This window comes from Hyphomicrobium sp. GJ21 (assembly GCF_001006785.1).
Taxonomy (GTDB): Bacteria; Pseudomonadota; Alphaproteobacteria; order Rhizobiales; family Hyphomicrobiaceae; genus Hyphomicrobium_B.
In genome coordinates this window covers 423,970-439,855 of sequence record NZ_CDHO01000003.1, presented here as the reverse complement: position 1 = coordinate 439,855, position 15,886 = coordinate 423,970, and the positions used below count along the sequence as shown (strand labels likewise).

The 15,886-nt window shown below is 62.1% G+C and carries 18 protein-coding genes; 7 read left to right on the top strand and 11 right to left on the bottom strand.

Translation table 11 applies throughout. The features are described from left to right. Nucleotides 1-68: 68 nt before the first annotated feature. Nucleotides 69-2,831, bottom strand: coding sequence for a type I DNA topoisomerase (gene topA, locus HYPGJ_RS10440; RefSeq protein WP_046847126.1), 2,763 nt, complete (start codon nucleotides 2,829-2,831; stop codon nucleotides 69-71). A 224-nt stretch (nucleotides 2,832-3,055) separates the two neighbouring features. Here topA and HYPGJ_RS10435 point away from each other — a divergent pair, with 224 nt between their 5' ends. Next, nucleotides 3,056-3,235, top strand: a complete 180-nt coding sequence (locus tag HYPGJ_RS10435; RefSeq protein ID WP_046847125.1) for a hypothetical protein — start codon at nucleotides 3,056-3,058, stop codon at nucleotides 3,233-3,235. 34 nt (nucleotides 3,236-3,269) lie between these two features. Here the strand turns inward: HYPGJ_RS10435 and dprA are convergent, their stop codons facing one another. The 5 genes from dprA to ruvX form a co-directional block, all read right to left on the bottom strand. Then, nucleotides 3,270-4,478, bottom strand: coding sequence for a DNA-processing protein DprA (gene dprA / locus HYPGJ_RS10430; RefSeq protein ID WP_046847124.1), 1,209 nt, complete (start codon nucleotides 4,476-4,478; stop codon nucleotides 3,270-3,272). Continuing rightward, on the bottom strand, nucleotides 4,465-5,067 hold the full coding sequence (plsY, locus tag HYPGJ_RS10425; protein WP_046847123.1) for a glycerol-3-phosphate 1-O-acyltransferase PlsY: 603 nt from the start codon (nucleotides 5,065-5,067) through the stop codon (nucleotides 4,465-4,467). The genes dprA and plsY overlap by 14 nt, the downstream gene beginning before the upstream one ends. A 34-nt stretch (nucleotides 5,068-5,101) precedes the next feature. Beyond that, on the bottom strand, nucleotides 5,102-6,448 hold the full coding sequence (locus HYPGJ_RS10420; RefSeq protein WP_200185722.1) for a dihydroorotase: 1,347 nt from the start codon (nucleotides 6,446-6,448) through the stop codon (nucleotides 5,102-5,104). Then, nucleotides 6,448-7,419: an aspartate carbamoyltransferase catalytic subunit gene (locus HYPGJ_RS10415; RefSeq protein ID WP_013214674.1), complete on the bottom strand. Its 972-nt coding sequence runs from the start codon at nucleotides 7,417-7,419 to the stop codon at nucleotides 6,448-6,450. Before HYPGJ_RS10415 ends, HYPGJ_RS10420 begins: the two co-directional genes overlap by 1 nt. Before the next feature lie 115 nt (nucleotides 7,420-7,534). Beyond that, a complete protein-coding gene (gene ruvX / locus HYPGJ_RS10410) occupies nucleotides 7,535-8,035 on the bottom strand; it encodes a Holliday junction resolvase RuvX (protein WP_200185720.1) in 501 nt (166 codons plus the stop codon). Nucleotides 8,036-8,245: 210 nt separating this feature from the next. Between ruvX and gatC the strand changes: the two genes are divergently transcribed. Genes gatC through gatB form a run of 6 tightly spaced genes read left to right on the top strand, consistent with a single transcriptional unit; the run spans nucleotide 8,246 to nucleotide 12,628 of the window. Beyond that, the gene (gene gatC, locus HYPGJ_RS10405; protein ID WP_046847122.1) at nucleotides 8,246-8,533 is read left to right on the top strand and encodes an Asp-tRNA(Asn)/Glu-tRNA(Gln) amidotransferase subunit GatC; all 288 of its coding nucleotides are present in this window, start codon (nucleotides 8,246-8,248) and stop codon (nucleotides 8,531-8,533) included. 3 nt (nucleotides 8,534-8,536) lie between these two features. After that, nucleotides 8,537-8,950 carry a hypothetical protein gene (locus tag HYPGJ_RS10400; RefSeq protein ID WP_046847121.1) on the top strand — a complete coding sequence of 138 codons (414 nt, stop codon included), beginning with the start codon at nucleotides 8,537-8,539 and terminating at the stop codon, nucleotides 8,948-8,950. Then, nucleotides 8,947-10,446, top strand: a complete 1,500-nt coding sequence (gene gatA / locus HYPGJ_RS10395) for an Asp-tRNA(Asn)/Glu-tRNA(Gln) amidotransferase subunit GatA (RefSeq protein ID WP_046847120.1) — start codon at nucleotides 8,947-8,949, stop codon at nucleotides 10,444-10,446. The genes HYPGJ_RS10400 and gatA overlap by 4 nt, the downstream gene beginning before the upstream one ends. Nucleotides 10,447-10,482: 36 nt before the next feature. Then, nucleotides 10,483-10,800, top strand: coding sequence for a chorismate mutase (locus HYPGJ_RS10390; RefSeq protein ID WP_244466087.1), 318 nt, complete (start codon nucleotides 10,483-10,485; stop codon nucleotides 10,798-10,800). Then, entirely contained in the window at nucleotides 10,793-11,092 is a 300-nt protein-coding gene (locus tag HYPGJ_RS10385) for a hypothetical protein (RefSeq protein ID WP_013214680.1), read from the top strand. Before HYPGJ_RS10390 ends, HYPGJ_RS10385 begins: the two co-directional genes overlap by 8 nt. A gap of 54 nt (nucleotides 11,093-11,146) precedes the next feature. After that, complete coding sequence (gene gatB / locus HYPGJ_RS10380; protein WP_046847119.1) at nucleotides 11,147-12,628, top strand: Asp-tRNA(Asn)/Glu-tRNA(Gln) amidotransferase subunit GatB; 1,482 nt, start codon at nucleotides 11,147-11,149, stop codon at nucleotides 12,626-12,628. A gap of 23 nt (nucleotides 12,629-12,651) precedes the next feature. Here gatB and HYPGJ_RS19390 read toward each other — a convergent pair whose 3' ends face one another. The 5 genes from HYPGJ_RS19390 to HYPGJ_RS10365 form a co-directional block, all read right to left on the bottom strand. Beyond that, on the bottom strand, nucleotides 12,652-12,789 hold the full coding sequence (locus tag HYPGJ_RS19390; RefSeq protein WP_013214682.1) for a hypothetical protein: 138 nt from the start codon (nucleotides 12,787-12,789) through the stop codon (nucleotides 12,652-12,654). Nucleotides 12,790-12,956: 167 nt separating this feature from the next. Further along, nucleotides 12,957-14,336, bottom strand: coding sequence for a cytochrome P450 (locus HYPGJ_RS10375; protein WP_244466086.1), 1,380 nt, complete (start codon nucleotides 14,334-14,336; stop codon nucleotides 12,957-12,959). Between the two features lie 99 nt (nucleotides 14,337-14,435). Continuing rightward, nucleotides 14,436-14,597, bottom strand: coding sequence for a hypothetical protein (locus HYPGJ_RS19325; RefSeq protein ID WP_200185718.1), 162 nt, complete (start codon nucleotides 14,595-14,597; stop codon nucleotides 14,436-14,438). Between the two features lie 111 nt (nucleotides 14,598-14,708). Further along, nucleotides 14,709-15,239: a DedA family protein gene (locus HYPGJ_RS10370; RefSeq protein ID WP_046847118.1), complete on the bottom strand. Its 531-nt coding sequence runs from the start codon at nucleotides 15,237-15,239 to the stop codon at nucleotides 14,709-14,711. 118 nt (nucleotides 15,240-15,357) lie between these two features. Next, a complete protein-coding gene (locus tag HYPGJ_RS10365; RefSeq protein WP_244466085.1) occupies nucleotides 15,358-15,813 on the bottom strand; it encodes a hypothetical protein in 456 nt (151 codons plus the stop codon). Nucleotides 15,814-15,886: the final 73 nt, after the last annotated feature.

The following is a 15,886-nucleotide window of genomic DNA, read 5'->3' as shown; positions in this document are numbered from 1 at the left end:
GCGATCGGTGGCAACGCGCGCTGCGCCCTGCGGTTTGCCGCGCGGTGTCTTCCCTCGTAGCTTCTGCTTCAGGCTTTGGCCTTTGCGAGTTTTTTAGCGGCGGGTTTGGCTGCTGACTTCTTGGCGGGAGCCGCTTTCTTCGCCGCTGCCGGTTTGGCAGTCCGTTTTGCGGCGGGTGCTGCTTCGTTCTTTGCGGGCTTTGCAGCCTTCGCGGCTTTCGGCTTGGCGGACGAACGCGATGCTTTCGATTTCTTGCCGCCGCCGTTAGCGATGCGTTCGGCGATGAGTGCCACGGCTTCATCCATCGTCAGCGCAGAAGGGTCCTTGCCGCGAGGTACGGTGGCGTTGACCTTATTGTGCGTGACGTAAGGACCGTAGCGGCCTTCGAGCACCTGCACGGGGCCGCCTTCGCTCGGATGCGCGCCGAGGTCTTTCAGAACCTTGGGAGCATTCCGCTGGAAGCGGCTCTTGCCGCCGCCCGCGCGCTTTTCGGCAAGCAGAGTCACGGCGTGATTGATGCCGATCGTGAACACGTCTTCGACGTTGCCGAGATTGACGTAGGTTTTCGCACCGTCGTGCTCGTGCAGGATGAACGGCCCGAAGCGGCCAAGGCTCGCGGTGATCATGCCGCCTTCGGTCGGATGCACACCGACGTCGCGCGGCAGCGAGAGAAGCTGCATCGCCTTTTCGAAGTCGAGCGTCGCCGCGTCGATGCCCTTGGGAATGCTCGAGCGTTTCGGCTTTTCGTCGCCTGCGGCTTCGCCGAGCTGGATGTAGGGACCGAAGCGGCCGGTGCGCAGCGTGACGGCGATGCCATCGTCGTTATATCCGAGCACCTTGCCGTCGAGCGCCGCCTCGCCATTGTTGGCGCTCTGAGAAAGCTGGCGCGTGTAGTTGCATTCGGGATAGTTGCCGCAGCCGATGAAGGCGCCGTATTTGCCTGAAATCTTGAGGCTGAGGCGTCCCTGATTGCACTTCGGGCACAGGCGCGGATCGCTGCCGTCGCCCTTGTCGGGGAAGACGTGCGGCCCGAGCATTTCATTCAGGGCTTCGAGAACGTCGCCGACGCGCAGATCCTTGATCTCGCCGACAGAGGCGATGAACTGCCGCCAGAAATCGCGCAGCACTTCTTTATAGGCCAGCTCGTTGTTGGAGATGAGGTCGAGCTTTTCTTCCAGCTCCGCCGTGAAGTCGTATTCGACGTAGCGCTTGAAGAAGCTTTCGAGGAACGCGATGACGAGGCGGCCCTTGTCCTCAGGAACGAGGCGCTTCTTCTCGATGCGGACATAGTCGCGGTCGACGAGCACGGCCATCGTTGAGGCATAGGTGGAAGGCCGGCCGATGCCGAGTTCTTCCATGCGCTTGACGAGCGTCGCTTCGGAAAAGCGCGGGGGTGGCTGCGTGAAGTGCTGGTCCGCGCTGATTTCCTTGTCTTTCAGATGATCGCCCTGGGCGAGCGCCGGCAGGCGGCGATCCTCGTCTTCGCCTTCCGGATCGTCCTTACCCTTCTCGATGTAGCGGAAGCGGTCGTCGCGGCCTTCCTCGTAGACCTTGAGGAAGCCGTCGAACAGGAGCACCGAGCCGTTGGCGCGCAGGCCGTAATTCTTGCCGTCGCTGCCTTTGGCCTCGATCTCGACGGCGGTTTGTTCCATGTCGGCGGGGGCCATTTGGCTCGCGATCGCGCGCTTCCAGATCAGGTCGTAAAGCGCCGCCTGATCCTTTTCGAGGTACTTGCGAACCTGATCGGGTTTGCGGCGCGGATCGGTCGGACGAATGGCTTCGTGCGCTTCCTGCGCGTTTTTCGCCTTCGTTTTGTATTCGCGCGCGAACGGCGTGTACTGCTTGCCGTATTCGGCCGAGATGACGTCGCGGATCTGGCTCACGGCTTCAGGGACGATCTGAACGCCGTCGGTTCGCATATAAGTAATGAGGCCGACCGTCTCGCCGCCGATGTCGACGCCTTCATAAAGACGCTGCGCGATCTGCATCGTCTGCTTGGCCGAGAAGCCGAGCTTGCGTGACGCGTCCATCTGCAGGGTCGAGGTCGTGAACGGCGGATAGGGGTTGCGCTTTGCCGCCTTCTTCTCGATCGACGCGACGCGGAAATCGCGGCCTTCAAGGGCGGCTTTGATCGCGGTCGCGGATGCCTCATCCTTGATGTCGAGCTTTTTGAGCGCGGTGCCCTCAATGGCAACGAGGCGCGTCTTGACGTCTTCGCCTTTGCTCGTCGTCAGCAGTGCTTCGATCGTCCAGTATTCGTCGGTCTTGAAGGCTTCGATCTCGGCTTCGCGATCGCAGACGAGACGGAGCGCCACCGACTGCACGCGGCCGGCCGAGCGCGCGCCCGGCAGCTTGCGCCAGAGAACCGGCGAGAGCGTGAAGCCGACGAGATAATCGAGCGCGCGACGGGCGAGGTATGCTTCGACGAGCGGTTCGTCGATCTTGCGCGGCTCTTTCAGCGCGGCGAGGATCGACTGCTTGGTGATGGCGTTGAAGGCGACGCGTTCGACTTCGGTGCCCTTCTTCAGCGCCTTCTTATTATTGAGGATCTCCAGGATGTGCCAGGAGATCGCCTCGCCTTCGCGATCAGGGTCGGTCGCGAGGATCAGCTTGTCGGCGTTCTTGAGCGCGTCGGCGATCTCGCGCATGATCTTCTGGGACTTGCTGTCGACTTCCCACTGCATCGCGAAATCGTGGTCCGGCTCCACCGAGCCATCCTTCGCAGGAAGGTCACGGACGTGCCCGTAAGACGCAATGACTTTGTAGCCAGACCCCAAATACTTGTTGATCGTCTTGGCCTTAGCGGCGGATTCGACGATAACGACGTTCATGTGGTGTTTTCGCTCCTGGCCCGCCTGGCCTCAGAGCCAGGTCGAGAATCTGCCGCTTACATCGGTGTCCATGCGGCGGGCGGGGAACATGGTTGATCGCCGCAGCGGTGTCAAATACCGCACGGATGCTACCAGAGATAATTTAACTTGCGTGTTGCAACCTAAGGAAGAATGAGATAACACACGTTCATTACGCTGACGATGCTCAACGTGAGGAAATGGGAATGCCCGAGGCTCAAGCGCGCGCTCTAGCGCCCGACCTGGAAAGGCGTGAGCGCCTTGAATACCTTGCAGATCTCCTGAGCGAACTCAAGACGCTCGCCGAACGCGAACGTTGCGAGAAGCTTCCGGCGTTGATCGCGCAGTCCCGGGAAGAAGCGATTGCGGAATCGCTGAAGGGCTAAATTTCTTAACGATAAATTTCGCCGAAGAGTTCGGTCAGGGGGCTTTCAACGACACGAGGCTAAGTCCGTGACGTTCGACGCGACCTGCCAGATCGAGTTCCAAAAGCGCTATCTGGACGCTCTGAATGGTGAGCCCGGTGCTGCGTGCGATGACATCGATCGCGATAGGCGCGGGACTTAGGGCTTCGAGGACGGCGCTTATGTCTTCTGGTCCGTCCGGTTGACGGCGCACGGCGACGGTCGGCGAAATTGGTTGCAGCGACGTGCGGGGCGTTTCTGACGCCGATGCGAAGTCCGTTTCATCAACAGCCTCGCGAAATGCTTGGCGGCCGATAATCGGTTGCAGCGTTTCAATGACGTCTTCGGCGTCGGTGACGAGGGTGGCACCCTGTTTGATCAGGCGATTGGTGCCTTCCGCGCGCGGGTCGAGCGGGTGACCCGGCACAGCAAATACTTCGCGACCGAGATCGTTGGCGTAGCGGGCTGTCGTCAGGGTTCCGGAGCGCAACGCCGCCTCGACGATGACGACGCCATAAGAGAGCCCAGCGATGAAGCGGTTACGTCTTGGGAAATCCTTTTCGCGCGGATTGAAGCCAGGAGGGCGGTCTGTGAGAAGGCACCCCTGTTCGCCGATGACGCGTTGCAGGTCGGCGTGTTCGCGCGGGTAGATCCAATCCAGTCCGCCAGCAAGGACGGCGATCGTGCCGGACGCGAGCGAAGCCTCGTGCGCGGCGCGGTCGATGCCGCGTGCGAGGCCGGATACCACGACGAGGCCGGACTTTCCCAAGTCATGCCCGAAGCGCTGGGCGAGTTGTGTTCCCGCGGCCGAGCATTGGCGTGATCCGACGATCGCGACGGCCGGCTTATTCAAAAGCTCGAGGCGGCCTTTTACGTAGAGCATCGGCGGCGGCGCATCGATGCGCGCGAGCATGGCAGGGTAGCCCGGCTCGATCGTGAACAAGGAAATAGCGCCGCAGCGGCGGGCGTTTTCGAGTTCTCGCTCGGCGTCGGGCGCCGGGCAAACGCGAACGGGACGGCCGAAGCCGCCGCGCCGCGATAACTCTGGCAATGCGTCAAGCGCGTTCTGGGCGCCGCCGAAATGATTGATCAGTTCGCGAAACGTAACTGGCCCGACGTTCTCGGAGCGGATCAAGCGCAAACAGGCGAGCCGTTCGGCGTCCGAAAGCGCTGCTATCGGCAAGGGTGCGGGACTGAAAAGCTCGGATTGCTCAGGCTTTGGCACCGATCTTCGGCTCCTCGCCCGCCAGAAGCCTGCGGATGTTTGCGCGGTGCTTGACCAGGATGATCGTGCCCATCAGCGCGGCCGCAATAGCAATTTGCTCGTAGCCCATCAGGAACGCCGCGACCGGAACGGCGAAGGTCGCGACGAGGGCCGAAAGCGATGAAATTCGCGTGGTCGCCGCGACGGCCAGCCAGACGATCGCAAAGACCGCCGCCAGGTGCCAGGCCAGCGCGGCCATCACGCCAAGGAACGTCGCGACGCCCTTTCCGCCTTTGAATTTCAGCCAGACCGGAAAGATATGTCCGAGCAGCGCTCCGAAGCCCGCGACGGTCGCGGCTGTCGGTCCGAACGCGGCGTGCGCGATCAGCACTGCGGCTGCGCCTTTGGCAGCATCGAGAAGGAGCGTCGCGGCAGCGAGACCTTTGCGCCCTGTGCGCAGCACGTTGGTCGCGCCGATATTTCCCGATCCGATCTGGCGAACGTCGCCGAGGCCAGCAAGACGCGTCAGCAGCAGTCCGAATGGGATGGAGCCCAAAGCGTATCCGACGCCGAATGCGAGCAGCAGCGTGGGGAGGGACGAGGGGTCCATGTTCGAAGCGAATTCCGTTGAATTGCCGAAAGGCTCAGGTGCGTTCGACGCCAGCGTATTCGTAGACGGTTTCTCCGGCAACAACCGTTCTGAGCACGCGACCTTGCATCTTGGCCTCGTCGAAGGGCGTGTTCTTGGAGCGCGAGCGCAGCAAGTCCTTGTTGACGACCCAGGGCTCGCCGGGATCGAACAGCACGAGATCGGCGATCGCGCCCTTTGCAAGACGGCCGCTGTGCAGCCCGAGCAGACGCGCCGGATTGATGGTCAGCGCCTTCAGCATCGCGGGAAGCGTGACGTCGCCGGAATGCACCAGACGCAAGGCCGCCGAGAGCAGTGTTTCAAGTCCGACGGCGCCGTCGGCCGCTTCCGCGAAGGGTCGCCGCTTGGTGTCGGCGTCCTGCGGATCGTGGCTCGACACGATCACGTCGATGTCGCCGTTTGCGAGCCCTTGCACCATCGCCGCGCGGTCTTCTTCGCGGCGGAGCGGCGGGCGGACCTTGAAGAAGGTGCGATACGGGCCGATGTCGTTTTCGTTGAGCGTCAAGTGATTGATCGAGACGCCGCACGTGACGGGCAGCTTTTTCGCCTTCGCGGCCTTCACGACGTCGAGGCTTTCCTGGCAGCTGATCGTCGCGGCGTGATAGCGGCCGCCGGTCATTTCGACGATGCGCACATCGCGTTCCAGGGTGATCGTCTCGGCGATCTTCGAGATGCCCGGAAGTCCGAGGCGCGAGGCGACTTCGCCGGAATTCATTGCGCCGCTGCCCGAGAGGTAGGGGTCTTCGGTGTGGTGCACGACGAGGGCGTTGAAGTCTTTGGCGTAGCTCAGCACGTTGCGCATGACGCGCGTGTTCACGACGCTCGACTTTCCGTTCGAGAATGCGATCGCTCCGGCCCGTTTCAGGAGGCCGATCTCGGTCATCTCTTCGCCTTTGAGGCCCTTCGTCATCGCCGCCATCGTGTGAACGTGGACGAGGGCGTTGTCGCGGGCGCGGCGCTGGATGAAGTCGACGAGCGAGACTTGGTCGATCACCGGATTGGTGTCCGGCATGACGACGATGGTCGTGACGCCACCGGCAGCAGCGGCGTGGCTGGCGGTTTTCAGTGTTTCGCGGTGCTCGTAACCCGGTTCGCCGGTGAAGACCTGCGCGTCGATCAGGCCGGGCGCCAGAACGTGACCTTTGCAGTCGATGACCGTTGCGCCTTCGGGCGCGTTGCGGCGCAGATGGCTGCCGAGGTCGGCGATGATGCCGTCCTTGACGAGCAGGCCGCCCGGCTCGTCGCGGCTGGACGCGGGATCAAGCAGGCGCGCGTTGATGAAAACGGTTGCCGGCCCGGCGTTCTTCGGTTTCTCGATGGTTTTGCTTGCTGCCTTGCTCATCAGGCGACGTCCTTGAAGCTTGGCAGATGCGCCGAGAGCGCTTCGAGCACGGCCATACGCACGGCAACCCCCATTTCGACCTGTTCGCGAATGACGCTGCGGGAATGATCGGCGACGGTGGATGCGATCTCGACGCCGCGATTCATCGGGCCGGGATGCATCACAAGCGCGTCAGGCTTGGCGCGCGCGAGCTTCTCGTGATCGAGCCCGAAGAAGTGGAAGAACTCGCGGCTGGAGGGAACGTACGATGCGTCCATGCGCTCGCGCTGAAGACGCAGCATCATGACGACGTCGACGCCGTCGATGCCTTTCCACATGTCGGTGTAAACCTCGGTCCCGAGCCGTTCGGGCGACGAAGGAAGAAGCGTCGAGGGTGCGACGAGGCGCACCTGCGCGCCGAGCGCGTTCAGAACATTGATATTGGAGCGTGCGACGCGCGAATGCAGGATGTCGCCGCAGATCGCGACGGTCAGTCCGGCGACCCGGCCCTTGGCGCGGCGGATCGTCAGGGCGTCGAGCAGGGCCTGGGTCGGATGCTGGTGGGCGCCGTCCCCGGCGTTGATGACCGAGCAATCGACCTTTTGCGACAACAGCTCGACCGCGCCGGCGGCATGATGACGGACGACGATGATGTCGGGGCGCATCGCGTTGAGCGTCACGGCCGTATCGACCAGCGTTTCGCCTTTGGTGACCGAGGAGGTCGCGACGTTCATGTTCATGACGTCGGCGCCGAGACGCTTGCCCGCCATTTCGAAGGAGGCCTGCGTTCTGGTCGAGGATTCAAAGAAGAGATTGATCAGCGTGCGCCCGTCGAGGACGTCGCGCTTCTTGCCGTTCTGCCGGATGTGATCAGCGGCCTTGTCGGCAAGATCGAGCACAAAATTGATCTCATTCGCTGACAGCCCCTCGCAGGTCAGCAAATGGCGGCGCGGAAAAACTTTCAGCGCGTTCGAGTTCGGTTTTGATGTCATTAAAGCCGTGTCTATAGGCGGAGTCTGGCGTGCCCGCAAGCGCGGTGCGTCGGCGTAGTGGAAATCCCTTAACGGCTGGTAGAAGGTTCCGTGAAGAGAAAGTTCGCGAGGCTTTTCAGCGCTGGCGTCCGAGACGGTCAAGAGCGCTTTGCAGGATAATCGTAGCCGCGAGCTTATCGATGACCTCGCCACGGCGTTTGCGGCTCTGGTCGGCGTCGATCAGCATGCGCTCGGCCTCCGCCGTCGTCAGGCGCTCATCCCAGAGCAGGATCGGCAGGGGGCTCAGCTTGTTGAGATTGCGCGCCAGGGCCCGCGTCGCTTGCGCGCGGGGGCCCTCGGTGCCGTCGAGGTTGCGCGGCAGGCCGAGAACCAGGCCGGTGACGGCGTGCTCGGTGGCGAGCGCCAGAAGGCGTGCGGCGTCAGCTGTGAACTTCGTCCGCCGGATGGTTTCGAGCGCCGAGGCGATGGTACGAGTCACGTCCGAAAGCGCGAGCCCGAGCGTCTTCGTGCCGCCGTCGATGCCGATCAGGCGGCCCGACGCGGTCGCGGCGGCAATAAATTCCTGTGGGTCTTCCGTGGTGCGCCCGGTTATTTCCGGGGAAGCCGGCTGGCTCATGCGGGTCGCCATTCGCTCTGAATTGATGCTTGCCAAGGAAGTAGCAGCGCCGCGCGCCCAGCGACACCGCAAATGCAAGCGGAAACAAGACGTTTGGTCCCAGTCACGGCGTCGCCGTGCAAGAACGCGCCGGGCAGGTTGCCTCGGAGGCACCGGGACGGGTAAGAGAGCAGCGAAGACCTTTCTCCGAGCTTTTCGAAGGAATTCCAAATGCAGGTCGACGAAGCGACCGTTCGCCGGATCGCGCGCCTCGCCCGGATCCGGATCAGCGATGCTGAGGCCAAGGGCCTGGAAAAAGAACTTTCCGGCATTCTCGATTGGGCGCAGCAACTCGACGAGGTCGATACGTCTGCGGTCGAGCCGATGACGCGTGTCGTCACCCAAGAGCTGGCGATGCGTGACGACGTGGTCAACGACGGCGAAATCGCCGACGCGGTGACGGCCAACGCGCCGCTGACCGAAGATCATTATTTCGTCGTACCGAAAATCGTGGAGTAGCGAATGCTTCGCAGCGCAGTTCTGGCGGCAGGGCTCAGTCTGATTTCGACGGCGGGTTATTGCGCCGAAGAAAAGACTTCGGGCGCATTCGTCGGCGAAGGCATCTACTCGCCGACAACCGGATGCAAGAAGCTCAAGGACATCGAGAGCGGCAAGGCGACGCCCAACATCGCGACGTATCCTTTGACGCTCACGCAAGAGGGCACGCGCAGTTGGGAAGGCGGCTGTAAATTTGAATCGATCCGCGAGACTTCGGCCAACACCTTCGAAACGAAAATGCAATGTTCCGAGGGCGCCGAGGAGTACGAGGAGACGGTGACGTTCACGCGTCTCGATGCCGACCGCATCAAGGTTGCCAGCGACGGCGAGGCTCTCGTTTATGAGCGCTGCAAAGGACTGAAAGGGACTGTTGAGTGACGGATCTCACGAAACTGACGATGGCCGAGGCTCGCGACGGCCTCAAGAACAAGTCCTTTTCTGCCTTGGAATTGACGGACGCATTTCTCGCGGCGATCGATACCGCGAACCCGGCAATCAATGCTTATGTTCTGCAGACGCCGGAGCATGCGCGCGCTCAGGCCAAGGACAGCGACAAGCGGATCGCGGCCGGCCAGGCGCGATCGCTCGAAGGGCTGCCGATCGGCAACAAGGATCTGTTCTGCACGAAGGGCATCCGGACGACCGCGTGCTCGAAGATCCTCGACGATTTCAAACCGCCGTATGAATCGACGGTCGGGCAGAATCTTTGGGATGCCGGGGCGATCATGCTCGGCAAGCTCAATAACGACGAGTTCGCGATGGGCTCGTCGAACGAGACGAGCGCCTTCGGCAACGTCGTCAGCCCGTGGCGCCGCAAAGGCGCGGACGGCAAGCTTTCGGAAGACAAGCTGGTGCCGGGCGGTTCGTCCGGCGGATCGTCGGCGGCGGTTGCGGCCGATCTCTGTCTCGCGGCGACGGCAACCGACACAGGCGGGTCGATCCGGCAGCCTGCGGCGCTGACCGGTACGGTCGGTATGAAGCCGACCTACGGCCGCTGCTCGCGCTGGGGCATCGTCGCGTTCGCGTCGTCGCTCGATCAGGCGGGGCCGATCTCGAAAACCGTCCGCGACAGTGCGATCATGCTGCGCGCAATGGCGAGCCACGATCCGAAGGATACGACGTCGGTCGATGCGCCGGTTCCCGATTACGAAGCGGCGGTCGGCAAAGGCGTCAAAGGCCTGCGCATCGGCATTCCGAAGGAGTACCGCGTCGACGGCATGTCGGCCGAAATTCAGAAGCTCTGGGACGAGGGCATCGCGTGGCTGAAGGCGGCCGGTGCCACGATCCATGAAATCTCGCTGCCGCATACGAAGTACGCGCTGCCTGCCTATTACATCGTCGCGCCGGCGGAGTGTTCCTCGAACCTCGCGCGTTACGACGGCATGCGCTACGGCCTTCGCGTCAGCGGCGACAATCTGACGGACACCTACGAAAAAACGCGCGCGGCCGGGTTCGGCAAGGAAGTGCGCCGCCGTATCCTGATCGGCACCTACGTGCTGTCGGCCGGATATTACGATGCGTACTATCTCAAGGCGCAGAAGGTGCGCACGCTGATCAAGCGTGATTTCGATCTCGCCTGGGACAAGGTCGATGTCGTGCTGACGCCGACGACGCCGTCGCCCGCATTCGCGTTCGGCGAAAAGTCGGGCGATCCGCTGGCGATGTATCTCGAGGATATTTTCACCGTGACGGTGAACATGGCGGGGCTGCCCGGCATGTCGGTTCCGGCGGGGCTTTCCTCGCAGGGAACGCCGCTCGGGCTGCAGCTGATCGGCAAGCCGTTCGATGAGGAAACGCTATTCCGGACGGCGCAGGTGATTGAGGATTCGGCAGGCCGGTTCGCGGTGCCTGCCAAATGGTGGATGAAGGGTTAGACGATGGATCCGAAACGGCCGTGGGAATGCGCAGACATGTCCCAAGTGCGCAGCGAGATCGACCGCATCGACGCGGCGCTCGTCGACCTCATCGCCGAGCGCTACGGCTACGTCGATCGCGCCTGGCAGCTTAAAATGACGACGCAAGAAGGCGCCGTCGTTCAGTGGCGCATCCAGCAGGTCATCGATCGCGTGAAGGCGCGTGCGAGCGAGAAAAACATGCCGCCGGAAATGGTCGATATGGTCGGCGCGCAATGGCGCAACATGATCGGCTGGTTCGTGCAGTACGAGGAAGAGAAGCTTCGGCAGGCGCAGGACGCCAAAGTGAAAAGCGGAGACAACGGCAGTGCCTGACTTCGAACAGACCGTGCCTCTGGTCGAGGTTCTGCTTTACGGAATTCTCAACCCGGCAACGATCGTCGTCGCGTTCATGCTGGGGCAGAAGGCCAATGAAAAGAGCAAGCTACTGATCGCGGCTTTTGCGGGTGCGATCGCGGGCGTCGCGGTGCTCTACGTCGCAACGCTGCTTCGTATCTGGGACGCGCCGACCCTTGGGCGCTCGGTCGCGGGCGTCTTCATCGTCTCGCTGGTGGCCGGCTTCGTCTATGCCGGCGTGGGCTATCTCACGAAGCGCAATCGTAACTAGGAATTGTCTCGCGCTTAGCCTTGGGATGAAGGCGGCGCAGGCTGGAGATGACGAATGAGCTCTCAGAAAGTCGCAGTGAAATCCAAGCCGAACAACCTGATCGCGGGCGCAACCGGCGATTGGGAAGTCATTATCGGCATGGAAGTTCATGCTCAGGTCGCGTCGAATGCGAAGCTGTTTTCGGGAGCTTCGACGGCGTTCGGCGCAGAGCCCAACAGCCATGTGTCGCTGGTCGACGCGGCGATGCCGGGCATGCTGCCGGTCATCAACAAGGAATGCGTGGCGCAGGCGATCCGCACGGGCCTCGGCCTCAAGGCTGAGATCAATCTCAAAAGCGTGTTCGATCGCAAGAACTACTTCTATCCCGATCTGCCGCAGGGCTATCAGATCTCGCAGTACAAGCAGCCTGTGGTCGGCGAAGGCGAGGTCGAGATCGACGCCGATGGCGAGACGCTCAAGGTCGGCATCGAGCGCCTGCATCTCGAGCAGGATGCGGGCAAGTCGCTGCACGACCAGCATCCGGATTATTCCTACGTCGATCTCAATCGCTCCGGCGTGGCGCTGATGGAGATCGTGTCGAAGCCGGATTTGCGATCGTCGAAGCAGGCTCAGGCGTACGTCACGAAGCTGCGCACCATCCTGCGCTATCTCGGGACGTGCGACGGCGACATGGAGAAGGGCAACCTGCGCGCCGACGTCAACGTGTCGGTCCGCAAGCCGGGCGACGAGCTCGGTACGCGCTGCGAGATCAAGAACGTCAACTCCATTCGCTTCATCGGTCAGGCGATCGAAGTGGAAGCGCGGCGCCAGATCGACATCATCGAGGATGGTGGCAAGATCGACCAGGAGACGCGGCTGTTCGACTCGGTCAAAGGCGAGACGCGTTCGATGCGGTCGAAGGAAGAGGCGCACGATTACCGCTACTTCCCCGATCCCGACTTGCTGCCGCTTGAACTGACGCAAGACTACGTGGACGATCTCAAGTCGAAGCTGCCGGAGCTTCCGGACGAAAAGCGCGCGCGCTTCATCAAGTCGTTCGGCCTTTCAGCTTACGACGCGGACGTGCTCGTCGCCGAGCGCTCGTCGGCCGACTACTTCGAGAGTGTCGCGAACGGCCGCGACGGCAAGCTCGCCGCGAACTGGGTGATTAACGAACTGTTCGGCCGCCTGAACAAAGAGGGCAAGGACATCGAGACGTGCCCGGTGTCGGCGCAGCAACTCGGAGCGATCGTCGACCTCATCGCGTCGAATGCGATCTCGGGAAAGATCGCGAAGGATCTTTTCGAGATCGTCTGGACGGAAGGCGGAGACCCGGCCGAGATCGTCGAAAAGCGCGGCATGAAGCAGGTGACCGATACCGGCGCGATCGAAAAGGCCGTCGATGCGATCATCGCTTCCAATCCCGACAAGGTCGAGCAGGCGAAAGCCAAGCCGTCCATGCTCGGATGGTTCGTCGGTCAGGTCATGAAGGCGACAGGCGGAAAAGCCAATCCTGCCGCGGTCAATGACATCCTGAAGGCCAAGCTCGGCATTTGAAGCGCGGCGCGTCGGCGATGACGTCAGGCGGGCAATCCAGCCGTCTGACGCTGCCGGCGTTCACGGAGCCCTACGCGGACGACGTGAAGAATTCCGATGGCTGCGAGAAGGATGAATCCGCCTGGTGCGATTGCAGCTAGGGCATAAAAGATCTTTGCCATTGTCGTTAGCCTCTCCTTTGGAGGCAGCTTTTGCTTGTGCGACAAAACATAGCAGCAAGTGATTGCGATCCCGCTCACGGGATTGCGTGAAATGCGAAATGAAAATTCGCGGAGCGGTAATTTCGGTAAACGAAACACTAACGGCGCGAAGCGCGCCTGCGCGGGCGTCAGAGCGGCTTGACGATCAGCGGCATGCCGCCCTTGGGCCTGAGCGTTACGCGGCTCACGGGCTCCGGAGCATGGCGGCCGTCCCATTCGAACCGTGCGCCTTGCAATAGCGTCGCGAGGATTGCAGTCGCCTCGATCAGCGCGAACGACGATCCGATGCAAATGCGAGGGCCGAAGCCGAACGGCATGAACTGAGTGCGCGGATATTTGGCTTCGTTCTCGGGGAGAAAGCGGTCCGGATCGAAGCGGCCGGGATCGTCCCATAAGCGCTGGTGGCGATGCAGAACGAAAATCGGAATGACGATCAACGAACCTTTCGGCACGTGCGTGCCTTCGAGGTCGAGATCCTGGTTCGCGAGCCGCGTCATGACTGGCGCCGGAGGGTAGAGGCGCAGCGACTCTTTCAGGACGCGTAACGTCAACGGCAAGCGTTCGATGGTTCCGGGGCCGACGCGTGGCGAAGTGCGCAAGGCGTGCTGCACCTCGTCCCTAAGGCGGTCCTGCCATTGCGGAGCGCGTGCGAGCAGATAGAGCGTCCAGGTCAAAGCCTTGGCTGTCGTTTCGTGACCCGCAAACAGGAACGTCGCCAGATTGTCGACGATCGTGGCGTCGGACATCTGCTCGCCGGTCGCGGGATCGTGTGCGCTGATCAAGCGAGCAACGAGATCGTTGCCTGATCCGGGCTGTGCGCGGCGCTGTGCGAGCAGGTGCTCGACGATCGTGCGCACCTCCTTTGCGGAGGTGCACATGTTGGCTTTTCCGGGGTGCCACATCGTCGGAGGCAGACGCAAAATCGCGGCTGCGACTTCCCACGAAATGCGATCCAGATACGTGCGCGCCGCGTGTTTGACTGCGCTCGCTTCGGTCTCGTCGATGCCTGCCAGCACCGTGCGTGCGATGACCGAGAACGTCGTTTCCGTCATCGCGTCTTCGACATCGGTCGTGAACTCGTGCCCGCGCTGCTTCCAGGTGTCGAGGAGTTGCTCGGTCGCTTCCACCATCGCCGGCACGTAAGCCAGGATCTCGGCGTAGCGAAACATCGGGCTCGCGATTTTTCGCTGCCAGCGCCAGCTCTCGCCTTCGGCGGTCAGGATGCCGTTGCCGAGCATTGGGGTGAGCACGCGGCGGTCGAGCGGCGTCTTCGGAAAGTGCTCAGCGTCTTTGAGGAGGATGCGCTCGATCAGCGCCGGATCGGTAACCCAGGTGACCAGCGGGCGCTTCGAGCCGTAGGTGACGACGGGCTCGGTATAGACAGCGCGCGGGAGCGCCTGAAGAGGATTGCGAATGAAGCGAGCAATGAACCGCGGTAACGGCAGCGCTCGCTCGGGCGGCTGAACCGTCGGGGGGTAGAGTTTCTCGGGAGGTGGTATCGTGTTCACGTTGCGAACGCCAACCAACCATGCCGATCCGGCCGGGGCGACTGGTCAGGCACAGCCGATGAATAGCTGAGCCTGATCCAGGTCTTCTGTATCAGTCGCTTAGGCCGATGCCTTAGCGGCGCGGGCCTTGCCAGCAAGCTTCTTCAGACGATTCCGGACGCCTGCGGTATTGCCTTGAATGCGCGATTGTGCCGGACGCGGAATGGTGCGGCTCGCCTTCTTCTTCTGCTTCTGAATGTTCTTGAGAGATGTCTTGGACATGGAAAGGCCTCGGCCATAGCGGGTTGCGAAAGCGCCGGTACGACGCCAAATCGAACCGCTCCTCTAAGGGATTGGCCTTGCCGACGCAAGCTTCCGCAGCGTCCTACCGCCTCACTTCAGCAAATAGCTCAGCCCGAAGTAGGTCGGCGCAATGATGCCTGCGGCCCAAATGAACGCCGATGTCACATTGGCGAGTTGAAACTGCCACTGCGGCACAGCGTACATGCCGGCAACAACGGGGATTACGGCGCGGACGGGTCCAAAGAAGTGCCCGAAGAAGACGCCGATCGCTCCCCATTTCTGGAAAAACTCCTGGCCGCGTTCGACCATCGCCGGGTTCCGGTTAAACGGCCAAATCTCGCGGATGCCGTCTTTGTAATAGAGCCCGATCCAATACGATACGGCATAGCCGAGCGAGCCGCCGACGGCCGCCCAGATGATCGCCGGACCCATGATGCTCATCTCGACGCCGCTCTTGGCGAGAAGCGCCGATATGCCGATCAGAATTGCGGTTCCCGGCCAAAGGATCGAGAGAAAGCAAAAGCTTTCGAGAAAGGCGACGAGGAACGCTACCGGTCCCGTCCAGCCTTCGTTGGCCCGGACGAACGTAACGATGGCATCGACGAAGTCCTGAACGTTCATGAATGTGCTTTCGCGTTGAGGCGGGCGAGGTGCGAACGTCCGCGATGACGGGTGGCCGGGTCGAGCGCTGTCCCGGCGACATAAGGAAACGGAAGCGCTTCTTCAAGGATCGACGGCCTTATCTGCAGCGGCGCGCCATTTCGTTGGCAAGCTCGCGCGATACCTCGCGGGCGAGCATTGCGCCGCGCGCCACCTGCGCTGTCGTGAGCCCGACATAGGAGCCGCCGCTGAGCGAGGCAGGACCGCGGTCGGCTTCCTCCTTGGCGTGGGCAAGCTGTTCACACGACAGGTCCTTTCGCATCTTGCTGTAGGCCATCAGGCGGACGCCGGAGGCATATTCGTGCGGGCCGGCGGGCTGCTTGATCCAGGCGCGGGATTTGTCGGCCATGTAGGAGTCGAACACCATCTTGCGCTGGCTGATGCAGACATTGCTGTCGTCGACACATTTGAGGCCGCGCTGCTGCGCGAATGCCGGGTCCGGAACACCGGCGCAGCCCGCAAGTTCGAAGCACGTCGCGAGCGCTGCGATCAATCGAAGTCCTTTGAGGTCGGACGTAAATCCCAAAATGGTCAAAGCGAATCCCGATTTATAGTTTTATGGGCCGTAGAAAGTGAGCATGGCAGACTCGTGGCGGACGCGCCATGAA